Genomic DNA, 20,771 nt, shown 5'->3' with positions numbered 1-20,771 from the left:
CCATCTTGTGACAATCGCGCGTCCCTTCGTTACTGTCGGCGCTTCAGGCTTGGTTAGACTCCCACGAAGCGCAAGCATCAGACTTGCTCATGCATAACAACAAGAAAGGTCAATTCGATGAATTCCATGTCACGTCTCGCTGTTGTCATCTCTCTCGCTTCGTTGTTCCCTCTGAGCGCTACTGCCGCTGAATCCAAAGGCACTGTAGAAGTTGTGCACTGGTGGACGTCGGGTGGCGAAAAGGCTGCGGTCGACGTTCTGAAAGCGCAGGTCGAAAAAGACGGCTTTGTCTGGAAGGACGGCGCCATTGCCGGCGGTGGCGGTTCCACCGCCATGACCGTGCTCAAGAGCCGTGCGGTTGCCGGTAACCCGCCAGGTGTTGCCCAGATCAAAGGTCCTGACATTCAGGAATGGGCCTCTACCGGTCTGCTTGATACGGACGCGTTGAAAGACGTCGCCAAGGCCGAAAAATGGGACTCGCTGCTGGACAAGAAGGTCTCCGACACCGTGAAGTACGATGGTGATTACGTAGCAGTGCCGGTGAATATTCACCGCGTCAATTGGCTGTGGATCAACCCTGAAGTCTTCAAGAAAGCCGGTATCGATAAGGCACCCACCACGCTCGAAGAATTTTACGCTGCGGGCGACAAGCTGAAAAAAGCCGGTTTCATCCCGCTCGCCCACGGTGGTCAGCCGTGGCAGGACAGCACTGTCTTCGAAGCCGTTGTGCTCTCGGTCATGGGCGCTGATGGCTACAAGAAGGCCCTGGTTGATCTGGACAAGGACGCGTTGACCGGTGAAGGCATGGTCAAGTCCCTCACGGAGCTCAAGAAAGTCGCGACCTACATGGATGCCGATGGCAAGGGCCAGGACTGGAACCTGGAAGCTGCCAAGGTTATCAACGGCAAGGCCGGCATGCAGATCATGGGTGACTGGGCCAAGAGTGAATGGACCGCAGCCAAGAAGGTCGCAGGCAAGGATTACCAGTGCGTAGCCTTCCCTGGCACCGACAAGGCGTTTACCTACAACATCGACTCGCTGGCGGTGTTCAAGCAGAAAGACAAGGGCACCACTGCCGCACAGCAGGATCTGGCCAAGGTCGCGATGGGCGAGGACTTCCAGAAAGTCTTCAGCATCAACAAGGGCTCGATCCCGGTTCGTGAGGACATGCTGTCCGACATGGGCAAGTACGGTTTCGACTCGTGTGCGCAAACCGCTGCCAAGGATTTCCTGGCCGATTCGAAGACCGGTGGCCTGCAACCAAGCATGGCGCACAACATGGCCACTACGCTGGCGGTGCAGGGTGCTTTCTTTGATGTAGTCACCAACTACATCAACGACCCGGCAGCTGATCCTGCAGCGACAGCCAAGAAGCTGGCCACTGCGGTCAAATCGGCCCAGTAACTCTCTCTGAACCGCCTATGCCCGCAGTTCGTGGTGCTGAAATCATTTGTTGATTTCACCCGCGGCTGCGGCCTGGATTCGATACACCGGATGGGATACTCCCGATGAGCTCTGTCGCTGCGATCAGCAAAGCCTCGCCAATGGATGCGCTGCAACGCTGGCTACCAAAACTGGTGCTCGCACCCAGCATGTTCATCGTGCTGGTGGGTTTCTATGGCTACATCCTCTGGACATTCGCGCTTTCGTTTACCAACTCGACGTTTCTGCCGTCCTACAAATGGGTAGGTCTGGCGCAATACGCACGCCTGATGGACAACGATCGTTGGTGGGTGGCAAGCAAGAACCTTGCGGTGTTTGGCGGGATGTTCATTGCCATCAGCCTGGTGATCGGTGTTCTGCTGGCCGTCCTGCTGGACCAGCGGATCCGTCGTGAGGGCATGATCCGCACCATTTACCTGTACCCGATGGCACTGTCGATGATTGTCACCGGTACGGCGTGGAAATGGCTGCTCAACCCCGGCCTGGGCCTGGACAAGATGCTGCGCGACTGGGGCTGGGAAGGTTTCCGTCTCGACTGGCTGATCGACCCGGACCGCGTGGTTTACTGCCTGGTCATTGCTGCGGTGTGGCAGTCTTCCGGCTTTGTCATGGCGTTGTTTCTGGCGGGCCTGCGTGGCGTCGATCAATCGATCATTCGTGCTGCGCAGATGGATGGCGCGAGTTTGCCGATGATCTACTGGCGCGTTGTGTTGCCAAGCCTGCGTCCGGTGTTTTTCAGTGCCGTGATGATCCTTGCGCACATTGCCATCAAGAGCTTCGATCTGGTGGCAGCGATGACCGCCGGTGGCCCCGGTTACTCATCCGACCTGCCTGCGATGTTCATGTACTCCTTCACCTTTAGCCGCGGCCAGATGGGCATGGGCTCGGCCAGTGCGATTCTGATGCTCGGCGCGATCCTGGCGATTCTGGTGCCGTACCTGTATTCCGAGCTGAGGACCAAACGCCATGACTAGTCATGTTGGCAAACCGGGCATCAGCTTCAGTCGTATTCTGATTTACGCCGTGCTGATACTGGCCTGTCTGATTTATCTGGTGCCGCTGGTGGTGATGCTGTTCACCAGCTTCAAGACCCCCGAAGACATCGGCACCGGCAACCTGCTGAGCTGGCCAAGTGTGATCACTACAATTGGCTGGATAAAGGCCTGGGACCTGGTAGATGGTTATTTCTGGAACTCGATAAAAATAACCGTTCCGGCAGTCATTATTTCCACCGCCATTGGCGCGCTCAATGGCTATGTATTGTCGATGTGGCGCTTCAAGGGTTCGCAGCTGTTCTTCGGTCTGTTGCTGTTTGGTTGCTTCCTGCCGTTTCAGACTGTTCTGCTGCCGGCTTCCTTTACGCTGGGCAAAATGGGCCTGGCCAGTACGACCACCGGGCTGGTGTTTGTGCATGTGGTCTACGGGCTGGCGTTCACCACGCTATTCTTCCGTAACTACTACGTCAGCATTCCCGATGCGCTGGTCAAGGCTGCACGGCTGGACGGTGCCGGGTTTTTCACCATCTTCGGGCGCATCATTCTGCCGATGTCCACGCCCATCGTGATGGTCTGCCTTATCTGGCAGTTCACCCAGATATGGAACGATTTCCTGTTTGGCGTTGTGTTCTCCAGTGGTGAGTCTCAGCCGATCACCGTGGCCCTGAACAATCTGGTCAACACCAGCACAGGTGCCAAGGAATACAACGTTGACATGGCGGCGGCGATGATTGCCGGCCTGCCGACACTGCTGGTCTACGTACTGGCTGGCAAGTATTTCCTGCGTGGGCTCACGGCCGGCGCGGTCAAGGGGTAATCATGGCGACTCTCGAATTACGCAACGTCAACAAGACCTACGGCAGCAACTTGCCGGACACGCTCAAGAACATCGACCTGTCGATCAAGGATGGCGAGTTTCTGATTCTGGTCGGCCCTTCCGGCTGTGGCAAATCCACCTTGATGAACTGCATTGCCGGTCTGGAAAGCATCAGCGGCGGTGAGATTCTCATCGATGGCCAGGACGTCAGCAGCACCAGCCCCAAGGATCGCGACATCGCGATGGTCTTTCAGTCCTATGCCCTTTACCCGACCATGAGCGTGCGTGAAAACATCGCGTTCGGGCTGAAGATCCGCAAGATGCCGCAAGCCGACATCGATGCGGAAGTGGCTCGTGTAGCCAAGCTGTTGCAGATCGAGCACTTGCTCAATCGCAAGCCGGGCCAGATGTCCGGTGGCCAGCAGCAGCGTGTCGCGATGGGTCGTGCCTTGGCGCGTCGTCCCAAGATCTACCTGTTCGATGAGCCGTTGTCCAACCTCGATGCCAAGTTGCGCGTCGAGATGCGTACCGAAATGAAACTGATGCACCAGCGCCTTAAAACCACCACCGTCTATGTGACCCATGATCAGATCGAGGCCATGACGCTGGGCGACAAGGTCGCGGTCATGAAGGACGGTATCGTTCAGCAATTCGGTACGCCCAAGCAGATTTACACCGATCCGGCCAACCTGTTCGTCGCCAGTTTCATCGGTTCGCCGCCGATGAACTTCATCCCGCTGCGTCTGCAACGCAAGGATGGCCAATTGATTGCGCTGCTCGACAGTGGTCAGGCGCGTTGCGAGCTGCCGGTCGGCGTATCCGATGCCGGGCTGGAAGATCGAGAAATCATTCTCGGTATCCGGCCGGAACAGATTATGCTTGCTGGCGCTGAGTCGAATGGCATGCCGACCATCCGTGCCGAGGTCCAGGTGACCGAGCCTACCGGGCCGGACACGCTGGTGTTCGTCACGCTCAATCAGAGCAAGGTCTGCTGTCGCCTTGCGCCGGATGTCGCACCGCAGGTGGGCGAAAGTCTGACCCTGCAGTTCGATCCTTCCAGGGTGCTGATTTTCGATGCTCAGAGCGGTGAGCGTCTTGGGGTTCTGGGAACACCACCTTTGGCTGAACGGGCAAACAATGTTCCAGTTGAGCCGCAAGTGATAAATTGATTCAGCACCGAGCATCGCTGGCCGGCTGTCTACTGCCACAATGAAGCGGCCGACCGGCGAAAACGAAGCAGTGAATGAAGCAAAACGTCTACCAAAGCTAATAACAATAAAACGAGGATTGATGGGATGAAGAAGATCAACAAAGGTAAATCGCTTTCCCGGTTCCAGTTGGTAAGCACGCTGTCGGTGTTGGGTGCGATGGGGCTGGCAGGCAGCGTTCATGCGGCCGACGCATTTTCTGCCGATTCACCGTGGATGACTGGCGACTGGAACGGCAAGCGTACCGAACTGCTCGACAAGGGCTATGACTTCTCGCTGGAATACGTTTCCGAGATGGCCAGCAACATCAAGGGCGGTTACAACGACGACAAGACCGGCCGCTACAGCGACCAGTTCGCGCTGGGCATGAAAGTCGATTTGCAGAAGGCTTTCGGCTGGCAGGACGCAGAGTTCAAGCTGGCAATCACCGAACGTAGCGGACGCAACATCTCCAACGACCGGATCGGCGACCCTCGTGCCGGTACCCTCAGTTCCTCCCAGGAAGTCTGGGGTCGCGGCCAGACCTGGCGTCTGACGCAAATGTGGATCAAGCAGAAGTACTTTGACGGCGCGCTGGACGTCAAGGCTGGTCGTTTCGGACCGGGCGAAGACTTCAACAGCTTCCCTTGCGATTTCCAGAACCTGTCGTTCTGCGGCTCGCAGGTCGGTAACTATGTGAACACCTGGTACAACTGGCCAATCAGCCAGTGGGCCTTGCGCGTGAAGTACAACATCACGCCGGAAGTGTATGCACAGGTCGGCGTCTACGAGCAGAACCCGTCCAACCTCGAAACCGGCAACGGCTTCAAACTCAGCGGCAGCGGCACCAAAGGTATGATCCTGCCGGTTGAACTGGTCTGGACCCCGACCGTCAATTCGTTGCCCGGTGAATACCGTGTCGGCTTCTACAAGAGCACGCCCAACGCCGATGATGTCTATGAAGACGTTAACGGTCAGCCACAGGCAGCTACCGGCGCTGCGTTCAAGTCGCATGACAGCAAGCACGGCTGGTGGGTCGTGGCTCAGCAACAGCTGACTACTCACGATGGCGATGCATCGCGCGGCCTGAGCATTTTTGCCAACGCTACCGTGCATGACAAGGCCACCAACTTCGTCGATAACTACCAGCAGATCGGTTTCACGTACAAAGGTCCGTTCAACTCGCGTCCGAAAGATGACATCGGTATCGGTATCGCCCGTATCCACGTCAACGACGATGTGCAGGATCGTGTGCGTCTGGCCAACCAGATCAGCGGCATCAACGACTACGACAACCCTGGCTACCTGCCGGTCCAGAGCACTGAGTACAACTCGGAAATCTACTACGGCTTCCACGTCACCAACTGGCTGACCGTGCGTCCCAACCTGCAGTACGTCAAGCACCCTGGCGGTGTAGATCAGGTTGATGACGCGATTGTGGCGGGCATCAAGATCCAGTCGAAGTTCTGATTACTGATTGACGCGTAACGCGATCAAAGGTCGTGTGTGCTTTGCGGGCAGCCTGGCTGCCCGTTTTTTTTGGCTTGATCCTTTTATTTTTCAGGGACGCGATTGGCGATGACCTCTCTCGACGCGCAACTGCCTGAACATCCATTGCAACGCTTCTTCCGATCCCGACGTGCCAGACCCACTTTCGAGTGGGAGCGTCACCAGCTGCGCGATGTACTGGTTATCGATCATCCGCAGTGTCAGGCGGTCTTCAGTCGCCAGGGCGCGCAGTTGCTGCATTTTCAGCCGCAAGGCCAGAAACCCTGGCTCTGGTGCGCTGCACAATGGCCGCAGGTGGGGGCGATTCGGGGTGGCGTGCCAGTGTGCTGGCCCTGGTACGGCCGACACCCCGGTGAAAGCGGCTGGCCGGCACACGGCTGGGGGCGCTTGCTGGACTGGAAACTGATCGACAGCAGCGAGAGCGAAAAGGGCGTCAGCCTGCACTGGCGCTTGCAGCTGTGGGACTGGCAGGTCGATCTGCATGCCGAGCTGGGGCAGGGCATGGAGTTGCGTCTGAGCACCCGCCACGAGGACAGTGAACCGTGTCATTTCAGTCACGCGCTGCATGCGTACTGGCGGATTGGCGATGTGGCTGAAGTCGCGCTTGAGGGCCTTGATGGGGCGCAGGGCTATGACGAACTCAGCCGACAGGTCTGCCAGCAACATGGCGAATTGCGTGTGGCAGGCGGCTGCCAGCGAGTTTTCGAACATGCGGGAGCCCTGCAACTGCAGGACCCGACCTGGCAGCGCAGACTGAACATCGACACCGGTGACAGCGTCAATACCGTGGTCTGGCACCCCGGCAACAGACCGCTCCTGGGGGTGTGTGGCAGCGAGACCGCAGGCTTTGTGCGCGTGGAAGCCGCTTCGGCTTCCGGCGACGCCTTCAGCCTGCAACCGGGCGAGCAGGTGCAACTCAAATTGCAGGCCAGCCTGGCGGGGTGATTTGCGTGTGACGCAGAGCGTTACGAACTGCATGCCGATGCGGAGCGTCGGCACGATAGTGATATCTGAATCGTGCCTTTAACCAAACTGCTCTAAGCGCTTTTCAACCACGATGGCACAGACAACGCAGAGTGCGACGTTAGTGACGGCTGAGTCCTGGCGCTGATCCGGGGGATGCGAGGCAGGACGCCGAGCAAGCCGCATCGGGCCAAGGATGGCCCGTTGCGGCGCCCCCGGATCAGTGACAGGGCGAAGGAACCCGACGAAGTCGGGCCGGAAACAGGAGCGAGGGGATTTGGTTACTTTGGCCCCATCAAAGTAACTCGCCGAGGGGCGAAAAGGTGAATCGAGTCGAGCCTGAATCTCGCTGAATCGCAGAACTGTGTGACGCAGAGCGTCACGAAGGGCATTACCACGCGGAGCGTGGGAACGAGAATCTGAGTCGAACACCAATTCACCTGAAGTCACAGAACCGCTGTGTGACGCAGAGCGTCACAAAAGGCATTACTACGCAGAGTGAACGATAGTCAACGACACCCAGTCAGCCCTGATCCTCGATCGGATAGCGGCTGTCATTCAGGCTTTCCTTGATCTTGCGCAGGTGCGGCTGGAAGTCGACGCCGCGGCGCAGGGTCATGCCGGTGGCCAACACATCGAGAACGGTGAGCTGGATGATCCGCGAGGTCATCGGCATGTAGATGTCGGTATCTTCCGGCAATGGAATGTTCAGGCTCACAGTGCTGGCCTGCGCCAGTGGCGAGCCAGCGGCGGTCAGTCCCAGCACCGAAGCACCATTTGCACGGGCGATGCGGGCCACTTCCACCAGCTCGCGCGTGCGCCCGGTGTAGGAAATGATCACGAACAATTCGCCGGTATGGGCCACCGACGCAATCATCCGTTGCATCAGCACATCGGCATGCGCCGTGACCGCCAGGTTGAAACGGAAGAATTTGTGCTGCGCATCAAGCGCCACCGGCGCCGAGGCACCCAGCCCGAAAAAGTGGATCTGCCGTGCCTGGATCAGCATGTCCACGGACTTGCTGATCAGCGCCGGGTCCAGTTGCTGGCAGGCGCTGTCGAGCGAAGCAATGGCGCTACCGAAAATCTTCTGGGTATAGGCCTCGGGATTGTCGTCGGCTTCCACAGCGCGGCTGACATAGGCTGCGCCGCTTGCCAGGCTCTGGGCCAGTTGCAGTTTGAGCTCCGGATAACCGCTGACGCTGAACGAACGGCAGAAGCGGTTGACCGTCGGTTCGCTGACCTTGGCGGCCTGGGCAAGCGCTGCAATGCTCAGCCGCGTTGCCATCTGCGGGTTGAGCAGGATCACTTCGGCCACCTTGCGCTCGGCCTTGTTCAACTCATCGAGTCGGCCCTGGATTTGCTCCAGGAGGTTTCTTACGCGGTCCATTCAAAGTCCTTGTCGGGGGCTGATTCACCAACGGTTTTGGCCTGAGCTTTTTTTAGCTCTTTAGCCTGTAGCAAAGGTGGCCTATCGTACTGAGGGCCTGTGTTGATCACCACTGGAATATGCTTTTAGGCAGAATGTTGTGGTTATTACTACATATGGCCTTGAGTAACGCCTTTAAAAAAGGTATTTGTAGCCTAACTTGATAAAAGAACCAACATTATGCCCTTGATTACGGTTGAACCGTGCACATTTGCCCTGTTTGGTGCCCTGGGGGACCTGGCGGTACGCAAGCTGTTCCCGGCTCTTTATCAGCTTGATCGCGCTGGACTGCTGCACGAAGACACAAAAATTCTTGCCCTGGCGCGTGAACCCGGCGACGAACAGTCGCATCTGGCGTATATCGAAAAATCCATGCGCCGCTTCATTCCCGAGGCCGAACTCGAGTCCGACAACCTGGGACGGTTTCTGGCGCGCCTCAGCTACCTGCATGTCGACTTCCTCAAGGCTGAGGACTACGTCGCGCTTGCCGAACGCGTCGGCACTGCGGAAACCCTGATCGCCTATTTCGCCACCCCGGCCTCGGTCTACGGCGCAATCTGCGAGAACCTCGCTTCGGTCAATCTGGCCGAGCGAACTCGCGCCGTCCTGGAAAAACCCATTGGCCACGACCTGGCTTCTTCGCGCCGGGTTAACGATGCGGTGGCGCAGTTCTTCCCGGAAAACCGCGTCTATCGTATCGACCACTATCTGGGCAAGGACACGGTACAGAACCTTATTGCCCTGCGTTTCGCCAACAGCCTGTTCGAAACCCAGTGGAACCAGAACCATATTTCTCATGTGGAAATCACGGTTGCCGAGAAGGTCGGCATCGAGGGCCGTTGGGGCTACTTCGATCAGGCCGGTCAATTGCGCGACATGATTCAGAACCACTTGCTGCAACTGCTTTGCCTGATTGCCATGGACCCGCCCAGCGATCTGTCGGCAGACAGTATTCGCGACGAGAAGGTCAAGGTGCTCAAGGCGCTGGCACCGTTCACGCCCGAGCGTCTGGCGACCCAGGTGGTGCGTGGCCAGTACACCGCTGGCTACAGCGAAGGCAAGGCGGTGCCGGGTTATCTGGAGGAAGAGAACTCCAACACCCAGAGCGATACTGAAACCTTCGTCGCGTTGCGTGCCGATATCCGCAACTGGCGATGGTCGGGTACGCCGTTTTATCTGCGTACCGGCAAGCGCATGCCGCAGAAAATGTCGCAGATCGTGATCCATTTCAAAGAGCCGCCGCACTACATCTTCGCGCCTGAACAGCGTTTGCAGATCAGCAACCGCCTGATCATTCGCCTGCAGCCCGACGAAGGTATTTCCTTGCAGGTGATGACCAAGGACCAGGGGCTGGACAAAGGCATGCAGCTGCGCAGCGGGCCCTTGCAACTGAATTTTTCCGACACCTACCGCAGCGCTCGTGTCCCCGACGCTTATGAGCGGTTGTTGCTGGAAGTCATGCGTGGCAATCAGAACCTGTTTGTCCGCAAAGATGAAATCGAGTACGCCTGGCAATGGTGCGATCAGTTGATCGCTGGCTGGAAGAAGGCGGGCGATGCGCCCAAGCCTTATCCGGCCGGAACCTGGGGGCCAATGAGCTCCATTGCCCTGATTACTCGTGACGGGAGATCCTGGTATGGCGATATGTGACCTTGAGCTGCCAGCAGGGCTGGTAGCAAGTGATTTCGACACACCGCAGCAACTGGCTGATGCGCTGGCTGCCAACGTCGCCGAGCGCCTGAAGCAGGCAATTGGCGAAAACGGTCTGGCGACCCTGGTGGTGTCCGGTGGTCGCAGTCCGGTGGCCTTTTTCCAGAGCCTGGCCGTGCAGCCGCTGGACTGGTCGAAAGTAGTCATCAGCCTGGCTGACGAGCGTTTCGTGCCGACCGAGCATGCCGACAGCAATGCGGGCCTGCTGCAGCGTCACTTGCTGCAGGGTCCTGTGGCGAAGGCGAAGTTTCTGGGGTTGTACAGCGTGGCGGGCAGTGTCGAGGAGGCAGCGCTGGCTGCCGATCAGGCGCTGGCCGAGCTGCCACCGATTGATGTATTGATTCTGGGCATGGGCGACGACGGGCATACCGCGTCGCTGTTCCCTGGTAGCCCGAACCTGAAAGAAGCCCTTGATCTGCAAGGTGAGCGCCGCTGCCTGCCGATGCTCGCACCGAGCGTGCCGCATCAGCGCCTGACCCTGACCCGCCGCCTGTTGGCGTCGGCACGTTCGCCGATCCTGTCGGTGTCCGGTCAGGCCAAACTCGACACCCTGCGCACCGCGCTGGCGGGCGATGACCTCGCCGAGATGCCGATGCGTGCGTTTCTCAACCCGTCTCTCGAGATTTACTGGTGCCCATAAGCAAAGGAAACGTCGCCATGACACAGAACGAAAATAATCAGCCGCTCATCAGCATGGCGAACAAGATTGCCCAGATTGACGAACTCTGCGCCAAGGCAAAGATTCTGCCGGTCATCACCATTGCCCGTGACCAGGATGTGCTGCCTCTGGCCGATGCTCTGGCCGCTGGCGGCATGACTGCACTGGAAGTTACGCTTCGCTCGGCGTTCGGTCTAAGCGCAATCCGTATTCTGCGTGAGCAGCGCCCGGAGCTGTGTGTGGGCGCCGGCACCATTCTGGACCGCAAGATGCTGGCGGACGCCGAGGCGGCAGGTTCGCAGTTCATTGTGACCCCTGGCAGCACGCAAGACCTGCTGCAAGCCGCAGTCGACAGCCCGTTGCCCCTTTTGCCGGGCGTCAGCAGTGCTTCGGAAATCATGATCGGTTATGCCATGGGCTATCGCCGCTTCAAGCTGTTTCCGGCCGAGATCAGCGGCGGTGTGGCGGCAATCAAAGCCCTGGGCGGACCTTTCAATGAGGTGCGTTTCTGCCCGACTGGCGGCGTCAACGAGCAGAACCTGAAGAGCTACATGGCCTTGCCCAACGTCATGTGCGTGGGCGGGACCTGGATGATTGATAACGCCTGGGTCAAGAATGGCGACTGGGGCCGCATACAGGAAGCCACTGCGCAGGCAATGGCGTTGTTTGACTGATTTTCAGGATATCGGAGTCAGCCCCTTTGCGGCTGACTCCGGCAAGGAAGTTGTTGTTGGTTGTATGGCTTTTCGGTGCTCCCTGGTCCGGAGCACCGTTTTTTTCTCCCCCGGACCGCCTCTTTGTTTATCCCTTGTCCTTGAACGACTGACGCGGACGTGTGCGCAATGGATCCAATAGCGCGCCAAGGCCGTTGTGATCGATTTCCTGCATCAATGCCAGCAAACCTCCCAGTTCACCTTTCGGAAAGCCTTCTCGCGCGAACCAGTTCAGATAATGACCTGGCAAATCGGCGATCAGCCGTCCTTTATATTTGCCAAATGGCATTTCCTGCGTCACCAATAACCTGAGTTTCTCCGGGTTCACCTGCAAGCCTCCCATCAATACATGTCGAACATCACGATACGTGCATTCTGCATGCAGGCCAAACGACAGATCATGCAGAAGTCACGAACAGCCAATTGTGAAAATTTCGTAATTCATTGATTTTAAACAATTATTTCCATATCGAAAACTGGCACGGTGTCTGCAATTACCTATACATCGAACACTTTCGTATCAACCTGCCATTAGGAAATTATCAAATGACTGATATCAACAAAGAAACGATCTCTATCCTGAATGACCTGATCGAAACCAGCAAAGATGGTGAAGAAGGTTTCCGTACCAGCGCAGAACACGCAAAAAGCGCTCAGGTAAAATCGTTCCTTACCAATCGCTCCACTGAGGTGGCTGCAGCCGTTCGTGAATTGCAAGCTGAAGTGACCGCACTGGGTGGCAAGCCTGAAGATTCTTCCAGCGTGTCTGGCGCACTGCATCGTGCATGGGTCAACCTGAAGTCGATGGTGACTTCGGATGACGACAAGGCCGTACTGGAAGAAGTCGAAAAAGGCGAAGACGTTGCCAAGAAGGCCTATCGCGAAGCGCTGGAAAAAGCCCGTGCCAAGAACGTTTCCCCTAACGTTATCGCGCTGATTGAAAAGCAGCAGGCTGGCGTTCTGGCCAACCACGACAAAATAAAAGCACTGCGTGACGCAGCACGTGCAGCCCACGCCGCATCGTAATTCGATGTTGCAGCGGTAGCCGAAAACGCCAGCCAGTCTGGCGTTTTTTTATGTCCGTGGGTAGCTCATCAAAGCTGGTCGGTCATCTCTCTGGCAACCGAACTGCGATGCTCTACACGGTTACGACCCTTGTGTTTGGCCTGATAAAGCGCCTTGTCGGCTATTCCGAAAAACGCCTCCAGTTTGTCTCCCTGACGCACCATCTCTGAAACGACACCGATACTCACGGTTATGGGCTGTTGTGCACCCGGAAACAGCGGCAGTGATTCAGCTGCCTTGCGGATCTGTTCGGCAATCATCATGGCTCCCGGCAAGTCGGTTTCCGGCAGCACTACCACAAACTCCTCGCCGCCATAGCGTGCAACCCGGTCGCCGGGACGACGGATATTGAAGGAGATGGTTTGTGCAATCAGGCGCAGTGCTTCGTCACCGCCCTGATGACCATGACGCTCGTTGAATGCCTTGAAATGGTCTACGTCGATCATCAGTAAAGACAGCTGTTTGCCTGAGCGCTGTGCCCGCGCCCATTCGGTTTCCATGGCTTCGTCAAGCTGGCGACGATTATCGAGCCCTGTCAAACCGTCCGTTGCAGCCAGGCTGGCCAGTGCATCCTCAGCGCGATGGCGTCGTCGCAACTCGCGACACAGCAGCCATGTCAGCCACAGGATTCCGAGACACAGTACGCTGGTAGCGGAGCCGACCAGCCAGGCATTGCGCCGCCATACGGCATACACCTCATCCTCGGACTGACCGATCACGACAACCAGCGGCAGATTGCCGACCCGGGAAAACGTATACAGCCGACGAGCGTTCAACTGCGTCGACATGGCAGCAAAGCTGCCATCTCCTTCCTGAAGAATGCGCTGAAAGTTGGGGCTGTGGCTGTAATCCTTGCCAATCAGATCTTCACCCTCCAGATCGGGGTAGCGGACGATCAGGATGCCTGCGGTATTGATCAGGTTGATACTGCTGCCGACACCCAGATTCTGGCTCATGAACAAGTGTTTGAAATACACCAGTCGCATTGCCGCACTTACCATTCCGGTGAACTCTCCATTGGGGCCTGACATGCGACGGCTGAAACTGATGCACCAGTCCTTGTAACCCCAACGGCTTTTGTACGGCGCACTGACGTGCAGACCCAGTGAAGGGTCCGCCTTGTGTTCCTTGAAATAGGAACGGTCAGAGAAATTGTCGTTTCGAGGGATGACGGACAGTGAGTCAGCCAGGATGGCGCCCTTGTTATCGAGCAATACCAGATCGCCTTTGAAAGACGCCGCAGTGGAGCGATCAAACAGGACAAGTTGTCGCAGTTCAGGTGACAGGTTCTGAAGATCCGGACGCTGCCATGCGCTGATCATGCCTTGCAGGGACGAGTCGTAAAGTTCTGCGTTATGCATGACGTCGGCATCAATCAATTGCACGATATTGGCCGCCGCACGCGCCGCAGTCTGCGCTGCGTCGTCACGCTCTCGGGCCAGTAAAGACGCCACAATCCCCAGTATGGCGAACATTGACAGTGAGCTGCCAAAGATCAGCATGAGTTCCGGTCGGGTCCATTTGAGCCGGTCTTGCCGAGATGACGCAAACAACATCATTGGTTGTTCTACCTGCAGACGAATGAATCTTGATAAATGGTTAAGACAGTTATCATTATTTTTATGATTTTAATGCTGGGTGTATAGCACGCTCCTTATAGCCTCATATGAATGGAATGTGAATAAAGCAAGTGTATTTAAAATGATGCGAACAGACGCACACGGACGACTGTAAAAAACAGGGGGAGTAATTTATTTCTTGAAGGGATCAGCGAGGCAGCTGTATGCCGAACGTATTGACACCGTTATCGCTGTTTACGAACACGGTGCCGCCGTGCATCAATGCAATGGCCTTGACGATGGCCAGCCCCAGGCCATGATTGGCGCCGCTGTTGCTGCGTGAGGCATCGACCCGATAAAAACGCTCGAACAGCCTGGGCAAATGTTCCGGGGCTATCTGCACGCCAGGATTGGTCACGCTGATACTCACATCGGCATCGCGCGACTCGATAGTTACCTCAATGACCTGACCGGCGTCGGTATGTTGCACGGCGTTGTGCAGCAGGTTGATCAACGCGCGGCGCAAGTGGGGCTTTTCAATCGGCGCGCTGGCGTCGCCCTGAACCCGGACTTGTACGTGGGCATCTTCCAGAATGAAATCCAGGTAATCCAGCGTGGTGGCGACTTCGTCTGCCAGTGACGCGCAGGTCTGTGCTTTGACCTTGGTGCCTTGATCCGCGCTGGCCAGAAACAGCATGTCGTTGATAATCGAGCGCAAACGCTCCAGCTCTTCGAGGTTTGATTGCAACACCTCGAAATAATGCTCGGCAGAGCGGCCGCGGGTCAGCGCCACCTGGGTTTGGCCGATCAGGTTGGTCAGCGGTGAGCGAAGCTCATGTGCCACATCGGCATTGAACGACTCGAGCCTAGAGTAGGCCTGCTCGACCCGTTCCAGCGTGGAGTTGAACGAGGCTACGAACTGTTCAAGCTCCGGTGGCAGCGGCGACAGCTGCAAGCGTCCGGACAGCCGTGGTGGGGCGAGCTTCTGGACTTCCTGCGATAGGCTGGTCAACGGACGCAGGCCAATACGCGCGACCCAGTAACCAAGCGCCGAAGCCAGCAAAATACCCAGCGTGGCCAGGCTGATCAGCGCGACCAGCAGCGAGTGTTGGGTATGCCAGAATGTCTCGGTATCGATGGCGGTCAGAAAACGCAGTGCCGGGCGCTGTTCCTTGGCCGGGAATTCGCTGACCAGCACCTTGAATGCGAACGGGTGATCGGCCAGCTTCAGGTCATGCATACCCGGTGCGCCTTGCGCGAAACGACGAATGTTCGCGTCCGGGTTGCCGAATTCGTACAGCGGGTTGTCGCTGACTACCCAGAAACGCAAGCGCTTGTCTTCCTCGCTGAGCAACTCCAGTTTTGCCTTGATCTTGCCCCAGTGCTCCGGGTTGCCGAAACGTCCGACAGCCGATTCCAGAACACTGTAGCGCGCATCGACTTCGGCACGCGGCAACAGGTCCAGGCTCTTGTCGACCTGCAGGTACAAGGCCCAGCCGATCAGCAGGAATACCACCAGTGCCACCAGCGCGAACAGCCCGCTGAGGCGCAGGGCGATCGAATCAACCCGCACTGCGGTTCTCCAGCACGTAGCCCATGCCACGAATGGTGTGCAGCAGTTTGTGTTCGTGAGGACCGTCCAGCTTGGCCCGCAAGCGTTTGATCGCGACTTCGACCACGTTGGTATCACTGTCGAAGTTGATGTCCCAGACCATCTCGGCGATTGATGTCTTGGAGAGGATGTCGCCCTGGCGTCTGGCCAGCACGCTGAGCAGCGAAAACTCCTTGGCGGTCAGGTCCAGACGCACTCCGGCGCGGGTCGCCTTGCGGCTGATCAGGTCGATCCACAGGTCGGCGATGGTGATCTGCACCGGTTCGTGGCCGCCGCTGCGGCGGGTCAGGGCCTGCAGGCGGGCGACCAGTTCCAGAAAGGAAAACGGTTTGCCGAGATAGTCATCGGCACCTTCGCGCAGGCCGCGAATGCGGTCATCGACCTGCTCGCGAGCGGTCAGCATGATGACGGGCGTCTGCTTGCGCGCACGTAACGCACGCAACACGCCAAAGCCGTCCAGGCCGGGCAACATCACATCAAGAATGATGATCGCGTGGTCGTTCTCCAGCGCCAGGTGCAGACCTTCGATGCCATCGCGCGCCACGTCGACGGCGTAGCCCTGTTCGGTCAGGCCGCGACGCAGGTAGTCTGCGGTTTTCTCTTCGTCTTCGATAATCAGCACGCGCATCGGGTGACTCTCACTTGTGAAGGGCCAGCGCGGGTGCGGCGGGCGCCGGGTGGCGTTTATGAAACAGCTGCTCCAGTTGCAGGTAAATGACCGGCGTAGTGAACAGGGTCAGCATCTGGCTCACCAGCAGGCCGCCGACCACTGCGATACCCAGCGGTTGACGCAGTTCGGCACCGACCCCGAAACCCAGCATCAGCGGCAGTGCGCCGAGCAGGGCGGCAAGGGTGGTCATGATAATCGGTCGGAAGCGGGTAATGCAGGCCTCATAAATGGCCTCCTGTGGCGACAGGCCCTGCTCACGCTGCGCTTGCAGGGCAAAGTCCACCAGCAGAATGCCGTTCTTCTTGACGATGCCGATCAGCAGCACGATGCCGATCAGGGCCATGATCGAGAAGTCCTGCCCCATCATCCATAGCAGCAACAGCGCGCCGATACCTGCCGAGGGCAGGGTGGAGATAATGGTCAGCGGGTGCACGAAGCTTTCATAAAGCACACCCAGAATGATGTACACCGCCACCAGCGCGGCGAGAATCAGCCACGGCTGGTTGGCCAGCGAACTCTGGAATGCCTGCGCCGCACCCTGAAAACTGCCGATGATCGAGGCGGGCATGCCGATCTCTTTCTTGGCCTGATCGAGCATGCTTACCGCGTCGCCCAGTGCGACTCCGGACGCCAGGTTGAATGACAGGTTGGCAGCCGGGAACATACCGTCGTGGCTGATCGACAGCGGGCCCATGCGTGGCGCACTGACTTTGGCCAGTGCCGACAGCGGCACCATTTCATTGGTCAGCGGTGAGCGCAGGTAGAAGTAAGCCAGGCTTTCGGCCTTGCCACGCTGCTGGGCATCCAGTTCGAGGATCACTTTGTACTGGTTGACTTCGGTCTGGTATTCGCTGATCTGCCGCTGGCCGAACGCATCGTACAGCGCCTGATCGACGTCGGCGGTGGTCAGGCCGAATCGCGCGGCAGCACTGCGATCAATATCGATATGGGTGACGCTGCCGCCCAGTTGCAAGTCGTTGGACATATCGCGAAACGCCGGATTGCTACGCAGCTTTTCAGTCAGCCGTTGCGTCCAGGTGTTGAGCAATTCGCCGTCGTTGCTCTTGAGCACGTACTGATACTGACTGCGGCTCGGCCCGGAACTCAGGTTGATGTCCTGCCCGGCGCGCAGATACAGAACGATGCCGGGGACCTTTGCCAGTTTGGGGCGCAGGCGGTCAATGAACTCACTGACCGACACATCGCGTTCAGAGCGCGGCTTGAGCGAGATCCAGAAGCGACCGTTGGCGATGGTCTGGTTGCTGCCTGACACACCGACTGAATGCGAGAACGCCAGCACTGCCGGGTCTGCACCGACGATTTTTGCCAGTTGCAGGTGTTTTTCCACCATGTCCGGGTAGGAAATGTCGGCAGCGGCCTCGGTGGTGCCGAGTGCAAAAGCAGTGTCCTGAACCGGAAAGAAGCCCTTGGGTATGAGGATGTAGCCGACCACCGCAAGCGCCAGGGTCAGGCCGAACACGCCGAGCATCAGTCGCTGATGGGCCAGCGCCTTACGCAAGCCTCGCTCGTAGGAAGCCAGCAAACGTTCACCGAAGCCCGGCTTCTGATGCGGGTTGTGCGTGGGGGCGCGCATGAACAATGCCGCAAGGGTCGGCGCCAGGGTCAGGGAGACGACCACCGAAATCAGAATGGTCGCCGTGGCGGTCAGGGCGAATTCCTTGAACAGCCGCCCGACCACGCCGCCCATGAACAACAGCGGGATGAACGCCGCCACCAGCGAGAAACTGATCGACACCACGGTAAAACCGATTTCCCCCGAGCCTTTTATGGCAGCCTCGCGCATGCCTTGTCCGGCTTCAAGGTGGCGATGGATGTTCTCCACCACCACGATAGCGTCGTCCACCACGAACCCGACCGCGACCACGATGGCTACCAATGTCAGGTTGTTCAGGCTGAAGCCGAACAGGTACATCATCGCAAAGCTGGCGATCAGCGATACCCCGAGCACCGCGCTGACGATCAGCGTGGCCGACAGCTGGCGCAGAAACAGCGCCATGACCGCCACCACCAGCAGCACTGCGATCATCAGGGTCAGTTCCACTTCGTGCAGCGAGGCACGAATGGTGCGGGTCCGGTCGTTGAGTACCGAGACCTCAACGGTGGCCGGGAGCATTTCCTGCAGCCTTGGCAGTTCACGCTGAATGCGGTCCACGGTGTCGACAATGTTGGCGCCCGGCTGACGAAAAATAGCGATGTTGACGCCTTGCTGGTCGCCGGACCAGGCCTTGACGTAGGCGTTTTCCGAACCCGCGACCACCCGCGCCACATCCTTGAGCTGGACGGGGGCGCCGTTCTTGTAGGAAACGATCAGTTGCGCGTAGTCCTGCGGCTTGAATAACTGGTCGTTGGACGACAGTGTCGAAATGCTGTCCTTGCCGTATAAGGCACCTTTGGCCAGGTTAAGGCTGGTCTGTTGCACCGCCAGGCGAATGTCGGCCAGGGTCAGCCCCAGCGCGGCCAGTTTTTCGGGGGCGGCCTGCACACGAATCGCTGGCCTTTGCTGGCCGGTGATGAACACCTGGCCCACGCCTTCGATCTGGCTGAGCTGGCGCGCCAGGATGGTTTCGGTGACATCGCTCAGCTCCGTGCCGGGCATCAGGCTGGAGCTGACACTGAGGATCAGCACCGGACTGTCAGCCGGGTTGACCTTGCGCCAGGTCGGCAGGCTCGGCATGTCGGCTGGCAGGCGTCCCGCCGCAGTGTTGATGGCGGCCTGGACTTCCTGGGCGGCAGTGTCGATGCTTTTGTTGAGGGTGAATTGCAGCGTCAGGTTGGTGGACCCCAGCGCGCTGCTGGAGGTCATCTGGGTCATGCCGGGGATCGCGCTGAACTGCACTTCCAGCGGTGTGGCAACCGAAGACGCCATGGTTTCCGGGCTGGCACCGGGCAGCTGCGCGGTAACCTGTATGGTCGGGAACTCCGCTTCCGGCAACGGCGCAATCGGCAGTCGTGGAAAGGCAATGACCCCTAGCAGTACCAGTGCGAAGGTCAATAACAAGGTGGCCACCGGGTGGTCGATGCACCACGCCGATACCGAGCCTCGGCCACTCATTGTGCGTGCTCCACTTGCGCGCTTGCCACATCCGGGGCGGGTGCGCTGACCACTTCGACAGTTGCCCCCGGCCGCAGCCGCGACTGGCCGTCGCTGACCAGTACATCTCCGGCGTTTGGCCCGCTGATCAACGTCTGCTCGCTGTCCTGATAAAGCACCTTGACCGGTACCACTTCCACTTTTTTATCAGCAGTCAGTCGATAAACAAAGTGCTGATCGATCCCGCGCTGTACCACTTGTGGCGGTACCTTGAGCGAGTTGAGTTCGACACCGGTCTGGATCTTCACCGTGACCAGTTGCCCGGGCCACAGTTGTTCGCCGGGGTTTTTGAATTGAGCCTTGGCGCGGATCGTGCCGGTGGTTGCCGAAACCTGATTGTCGATCAGCGAAAGCGTGCCTTCACCCAAAAGCAGTCCGTTGGCCGCACCGTCGCCCTGATACGCCTTGACGGTCGCAGCGCTACGCTCGGCAATCAGCCCCTGCAGGGTCGGTAACATCTGCTGAGGCAGGGAGAATTCCACCGCAATCGGGTCGATCTGTGTCACCGAAAACAGCCCGGTAGCATCGCTGACGCGCAGGAAGTTGCCTTCATCGACATTGCGGATGCCGACCCTTCCCGTGACCGGCGAGCGAATCTGGGTGTAGGAGAGCTGCACCTGTGAGGCGTTGATGCTTGCTTCGTTGCCTTTCGCCGTGGCTTCGAGTTGCCTGACCAGTGCCTGCTGCTGATCGAATGTCTGGCGCGAAATGCCATTGTCCTGAGTGAGTTGGCGATAGCGCTTCAGGTCCAGTTGCGCGACATCAAGCTGCGCCTTGCTCTGCGCCAGCTGCGCGCGTGCCTGCTCCAGCGAGGCGCGGATCGATCGATCCTCCAGCGTCGCCAGCAACTCGCCGGCCTTGACCTGTTGACCTTCCTTGACCAGCACGCGCGTCAGTACGCCATCTACCTGAGGACGGATCACCACACTTTGCAGTGACAGCACCGAACCGATACCTGTGACGAAACGTGGTACGTCCTCAATGCTGACCGTGATCACCTTCACAGGCACCGCAGTCACGGAGCTTTTCGGGAGTGTAGCGGGGCGTGTCAGTTTCCATCCGGCAATGGCCGCGCAGGCTATCAGCAGGACTACAGCGGTGACGGTCAGGGTCTGTCTGCGCATATGAAGAAAACGCCAAATGTCGGTACGGGAGTAATATTTTTTTAGGGCTTCCTTATAGCCTGCAAACCCGGTCAGCAGAATGACTTTTAGCTGTCAGGTTTGTCAGGAAGCCTCCACCGCGCATAGCGTGCAGTCAAGAAAATCCGCTAAGGAAACTCTGAAAAAGACTTCCTAATTTGGCAAAATCTCCGGACACCAGTCGCCG

17 protein-coding genes are annotated in these 20,771 nt (G+C 58.2%); 10 read left to right on the top strand and 7 right to left on the bottom strand.

Annotated features, from left to right (window positions below; translation table 11 throughout):
- The first annotated feature begins 117 nt into the window (after positions 1 to 117).
- From RYB66_RS01265 to RYB66_RS01240, 6 genes are all read left to right on the top strand, one after another.
- Positions 118 to 1,404: an ABC transporter substrate-binding protein gene (locus RYB66_RS01265; protein ID WP_016982660.1), complete on the top strand. Its 1,287-nt coding sequence runs from the start codon at positions 118 to 120 to the stop codon at positions 1,402 to 1,404.
- Positions 1,405 to 1,508: 104 nt separating this feature from the next.
- Positions 1,509 to 2,417 (top strand): carbohydrate ABC transporter permease, encoded by a 909-nt coding sequence (locus RYB66_RS01260; protein WP_004666129.1) that lies wholly within the window; start codon positions 1,509 to 1,511, stop codon positions 2,415 to 2,417.
- Positions 2,410 to 3,255 carry a carbohydrate ABC transporter permease gene (locus RYB66_RS01255; protein ID WP_316893557.1) on the top strand — a complete coding sequence of 282 codons (846 nt, stop codon included), beginning with the start codon at positions 2,410 to 2,412 and terminating at the stop codon, positions 3,253 to 3,255. Before RYB66_RS01260 ends, RYB66_RS01255 begins: the two co-directional genes overlap by 8 nt.
- 2 nt (positions 3,256 to 3,257) lie before the next feature.
- Positions 3,258 to 4,424, top strand: a complete 1,167-nt coding sequence (locus RYB66_RS01250) for an ABC transporter ATP-binding protein (protein ID WP_004656029.1) — start codon at positions 3,258 to 3,260, stop codon at positions 4,422 to 4,424.
- A 126-nt stretch (positions 4,425 to 4,550) separates the two neighbouring features.
- Positions 4,551 to 5,912: a carbohydrate porin gene (locus RYB66_RS01245; protein WP_004656031.1), complete on the top strand. Its 1,362-nt coding sequence runs from the start codon at positions 4,551 to 4,553 to the stop codon at positions 5,910 to 5,912.
- Positions 5,913 to 6,020: 108 nt separating this feature from the next.
- Positions 6,021 to 6,896, top strand: coding sequence for a D-hexose-6-phosphate mutarotase (locus RYB66_RS01240; RefSeq protein WP_005732728.1), 876 nt, complete (start codon positions 6,021 to 6,023; stop codon positions 6,894 to 6,896).
- A 541-nt stretch (positions 6,897 to 7,437) separates the two neighbouring features.
- Here RYB66_RS01240 and RYB66_RS01235 read toward each other — a convergent pair.
- Positions 7,438 to 8,304 (bottom strand): MurR/RpiR family transcriptional regulator, encoded by an 867-nt coding sequence (locus tag RYB66_RS01235; RefSeq protein ID WP_002552324.1) that lies wholly within the window; start codon positions 8,302 to 8,304, stop codon positions 7,438 to 7,440.
- Positions 8,305 to 8,523: 219 nt separating this feature from the next.
- Between RYB66_RS01235 and zwf the strand changes: the two genes are divergently transcribed.
- The 3 genes from zwf to RYB66_RS01220 are packed head-to-tail and all read left to right on the top strand — an operon-like array spanning position 8,524 to position 11,385.
- A complete protein-coding gene (gene zwf, locus RYB66_RS01230; protein ID WP_005778156.1) occupies positions 8,524 to 9,993 on the top strand; it encodes a glucose-6-phosphate dehydrogenase in 1,470 nt (489 codons plus the stop codon).
- Positions 9,980 to 10,693, top strand: coding sequence for a 6-phosphogluconolactonase (gene pgl / locus RYB66_RS01225; protein WP_316893554.1), 714 nt, complete (start codon positions 9,980 to 9,982; stop codon positions 10,691 to 10,693). The genes zwf and pgl overlap by 14 nt, the downstream gene beginning before the upstream one ends.
- Positions 10,694 to 10,710: 17 nt before the next feature.
- Entirely contained in the window at positions 10,711 to 11,385 is a 675-nt protein-coding gene (locus tag RYB66_RS01220) for a bifunctional 4-hydroxy-2-oxoglutarate aldolase/2-dehydro-3-deoxy-phosphogluconate aldolase (protein WP_002552327.1), read from the top strand.
- Between the two features lie 127 nt (positions 11,386 to 11,512).
- On the opposite strand, the gene RYB66_RS01215 is transcribed toward RYB66_RS01220, so the two are convergent.
- On the bottom strand, positions 11,513 to 11,767 hold the full coding sequence (locus tag RYB66_RS01215; RefSeq protein ID WP_004656040.1) for a DUF3820 family protein: 255 nt from the start codon (positions 11,765 to 11,767) through the stop codon (positions 11,513 to 11,515).
- Between the two features lie 203 nt (positions 11,768 to 11,970).
- On the opposite strand from RYB66_RS01215, the gene RYB66_RS01210 reads away from it, so the two are divergent.
- On the top strand, positions 11,971 to 12,450 hold the full coding sequence (locus tag RYB66_RS01210; protein ID WP_316893553.1) for a PA2169 family four-helix-bundle protein: 480 nt from the start codon (positions 11,971 to 11,973) through the stop codon (positions 12,448 to 12,450).
- A gap of 68 nt (positions 12,451 to 12,518) precedes the next feature.
- On the opposite strand, the gene RYB66_RS01205 is transcribed toward RYB66_RS01210, so the two are convergent.
- The 5 genes from RYB66_RS01205 to RYB66_RS01185 all read right to left on the bottom strand — a co-directional run bounded on the left by RYB66_RS01205 (position 12,519) and on the right by RYB66_RS01185 (position 20,566).
- Entirely contained in the window at positions 12,519 to 14,048 is a 1,530-nt protein-coding gene (locus RYB66_RS01205) for a sensor domain-containing diguanylate cyclase (protein WP_010201929.1), read from the bottom strand.
- 208 nt (positions 14,049 to 14,256) lie between these two features.
- Positions 14,257 to 15,621, bottom strand: a complete 1,365-nt coding sequence (locus RYB66_RS01200) for a heavy metal sensor histidine kinase (RefSeq protein ID WP_060407189.1) — start codon at positions 15,619 to 15,621, stop codon at positions 14,257 to 14,259.
- Complete coding sequence (locus RYB66_RS01195) at positions 15,611 to 16,288, bottom strand: heavy metal response regulator transcription factor (RefSeq protein WP_057405381.1); 678 nt, start codon at positions 16,286 to 16,288, stop codon at positions 15,611 to 15,613. The genes RYB66_RS01200 and RYB66_RS01195 overlap by 11 nt, the downstream gene beginning before the upstream one ends.
- Positions 16,289 to 16,298: 10 nt before the next feature.
- Entirely contained in the window at positions 16,299 to 19,403 is a 3,105-nt protein-coding gene (locus RYB66_RS01190) for a multidrug efflux RND transporter permease subunit (RefSeq protein WP_005778166.1), read from the bottom strand.
- Entirely contained in the window at positions 19,400 to 20,566 is a 1,167-nt protein-coding gene (locus tag RYB66_RS01185) for an efflux RND transporter periplasmic adaptor subunit (protein WP_117140276.1), read from the bottom strand. The genes RYB66_RS01190 and RYB66_RS01185 overlap by 4 nt, the downstream gene beginning before the upstream one ends.
- Between the last annotated feature and the right edge of the window lie 205 nt (positions 20,567 to 20,771).

Source organism: Pseudomonas syringae group sp. 243L2, from assembly GCF_032587875.1.
Classification (GTDB): domain Bacteria; phylum Pseudomonadota; class Gammaproteobacteria; order Pseudomonadales; family Pseudomonadaceae; genus Aquipseudomonas; species Aquipseudomonas amygdali.
Note: the sequence above shows the minus strand (reverse complement) of the source record. Positions and strands in the feature narration are given on the sequence as shown.

Excerpts from the sequence above, each read along its gene's own strand:
- RYB66_RS01265 (WP_016982660.1), top strand. The coding sequence starts at position 118 with ATGAATTCCATGTCACGTCTCGCTGTTGTCATCTCTCTCGCTTCGTTG.
- RYB66_RS01260 (WP_004666129.1), top strand. The coding sequence starts at position 1,509 with ATGAGCTCTGTCGCTGCGATCAGCAAAGCCTCGCCAATGGATGCGCTG.
- RYB66_RS01255 (WP_316893557.1), top strand. The coding sequence starts at position 2,410 with ATGACTAGTCATGTTGGCAAACCGGGCATCAGCTTCAGTCGTATTCTG.
- RYB66_RS01250 (WP_004656029.1), top strand. The coding sequence starts at position 3,258 with ATGGCGACTCTCGAATTACGCAACGTCAACAAGACCTACGGCAGCAAC.
- RYB66_RS01245 (WP_004656031.1), top strand. The coding sequence starts at position 4,551 with ATGAAGAAGATCAACAAAGGTAAATCGCTTTCCCGGTTCCAGTTGGTA.
- RYB66_RS01240 (WP_005732728.1), top strand. The coding sequence starts at position 6,021 with ATGACCTCTCTCGACGCGCAACTGCCTGAACATCCATTGCAACGCTTC.
- RYB66_RS01235 (WP_002552324.1), bottom strand. The coding sequence starts at position 8,304 with ATGGACCGCGTAAGAAACCTCCTGGAGCAAATCCAGGGCCGACTCGAT.
- zwf (WP_005778156.1), top strand. The coding sequence starts at position 8,524 with ATGCCCTTGATTACGGTTGAACCGTGCACATTTGCCCTGTTTGGTGCC.
- pgl (WP_316893554.1), top strand. The coding sequence starts at position 9,980 with ATGGCGATATGTGACCTTGAGCTGCCAGCAGGGCTGGTAGCAAGTGAT.
- RYB66_RS01220 (WP_002552327.1), top strand. The coding sequence starts at position 10,711 with ATGACACAGAACGAAAATAATCAGCCGCTCATCAGCATGGCGAACAAG.
- RYB66_RS01215 (WP_004656040.1), bottom strand. The coding sequence starts at position 11,767 with ATGGGAGGCTTGCAGGTGAACCCGGAGAAACTCAGGTTATTGGTGACG.
- RYB66_RS01210 (WP_316893553.1), top strand. The coding sequence starts at position 11,971 with ATGACTGATATCAACAAAGAAACGATCTCTATCCTGAATGACCTGATC.
- RYB66_RS01205 (WP_010201929.1), bottom strand. The coding sequence starts at position 14,048 with ATGATGTTGTTTGCGTCATCTCGGCAAGACCGGCTCAAATGGACCCGA.
- RYB66_RS01195 (WP_057405381.1), bottom strand. The coding sequence starts at position 16,288 with ATGCGCGTGCTGATTATCGAAGACGAAGAGAAAACCGCAGACTACCTG.
- RYB66_RS01190 (WP_005778166.1), bottom strand. The coding sequence starts at position 19,403 with ATGAGTGGCCGAGGCTCGGTATCGGCGTGGTGCATCGACCACCCGGTG.
- RYB66_RS01185 (WP_117140276.1), bottom strand. The coding sequence starts at position 20,566 with ATGCGCAGACAGACCCTGACCGTCACCGCTGTAGTCCTGCTGATAGCC.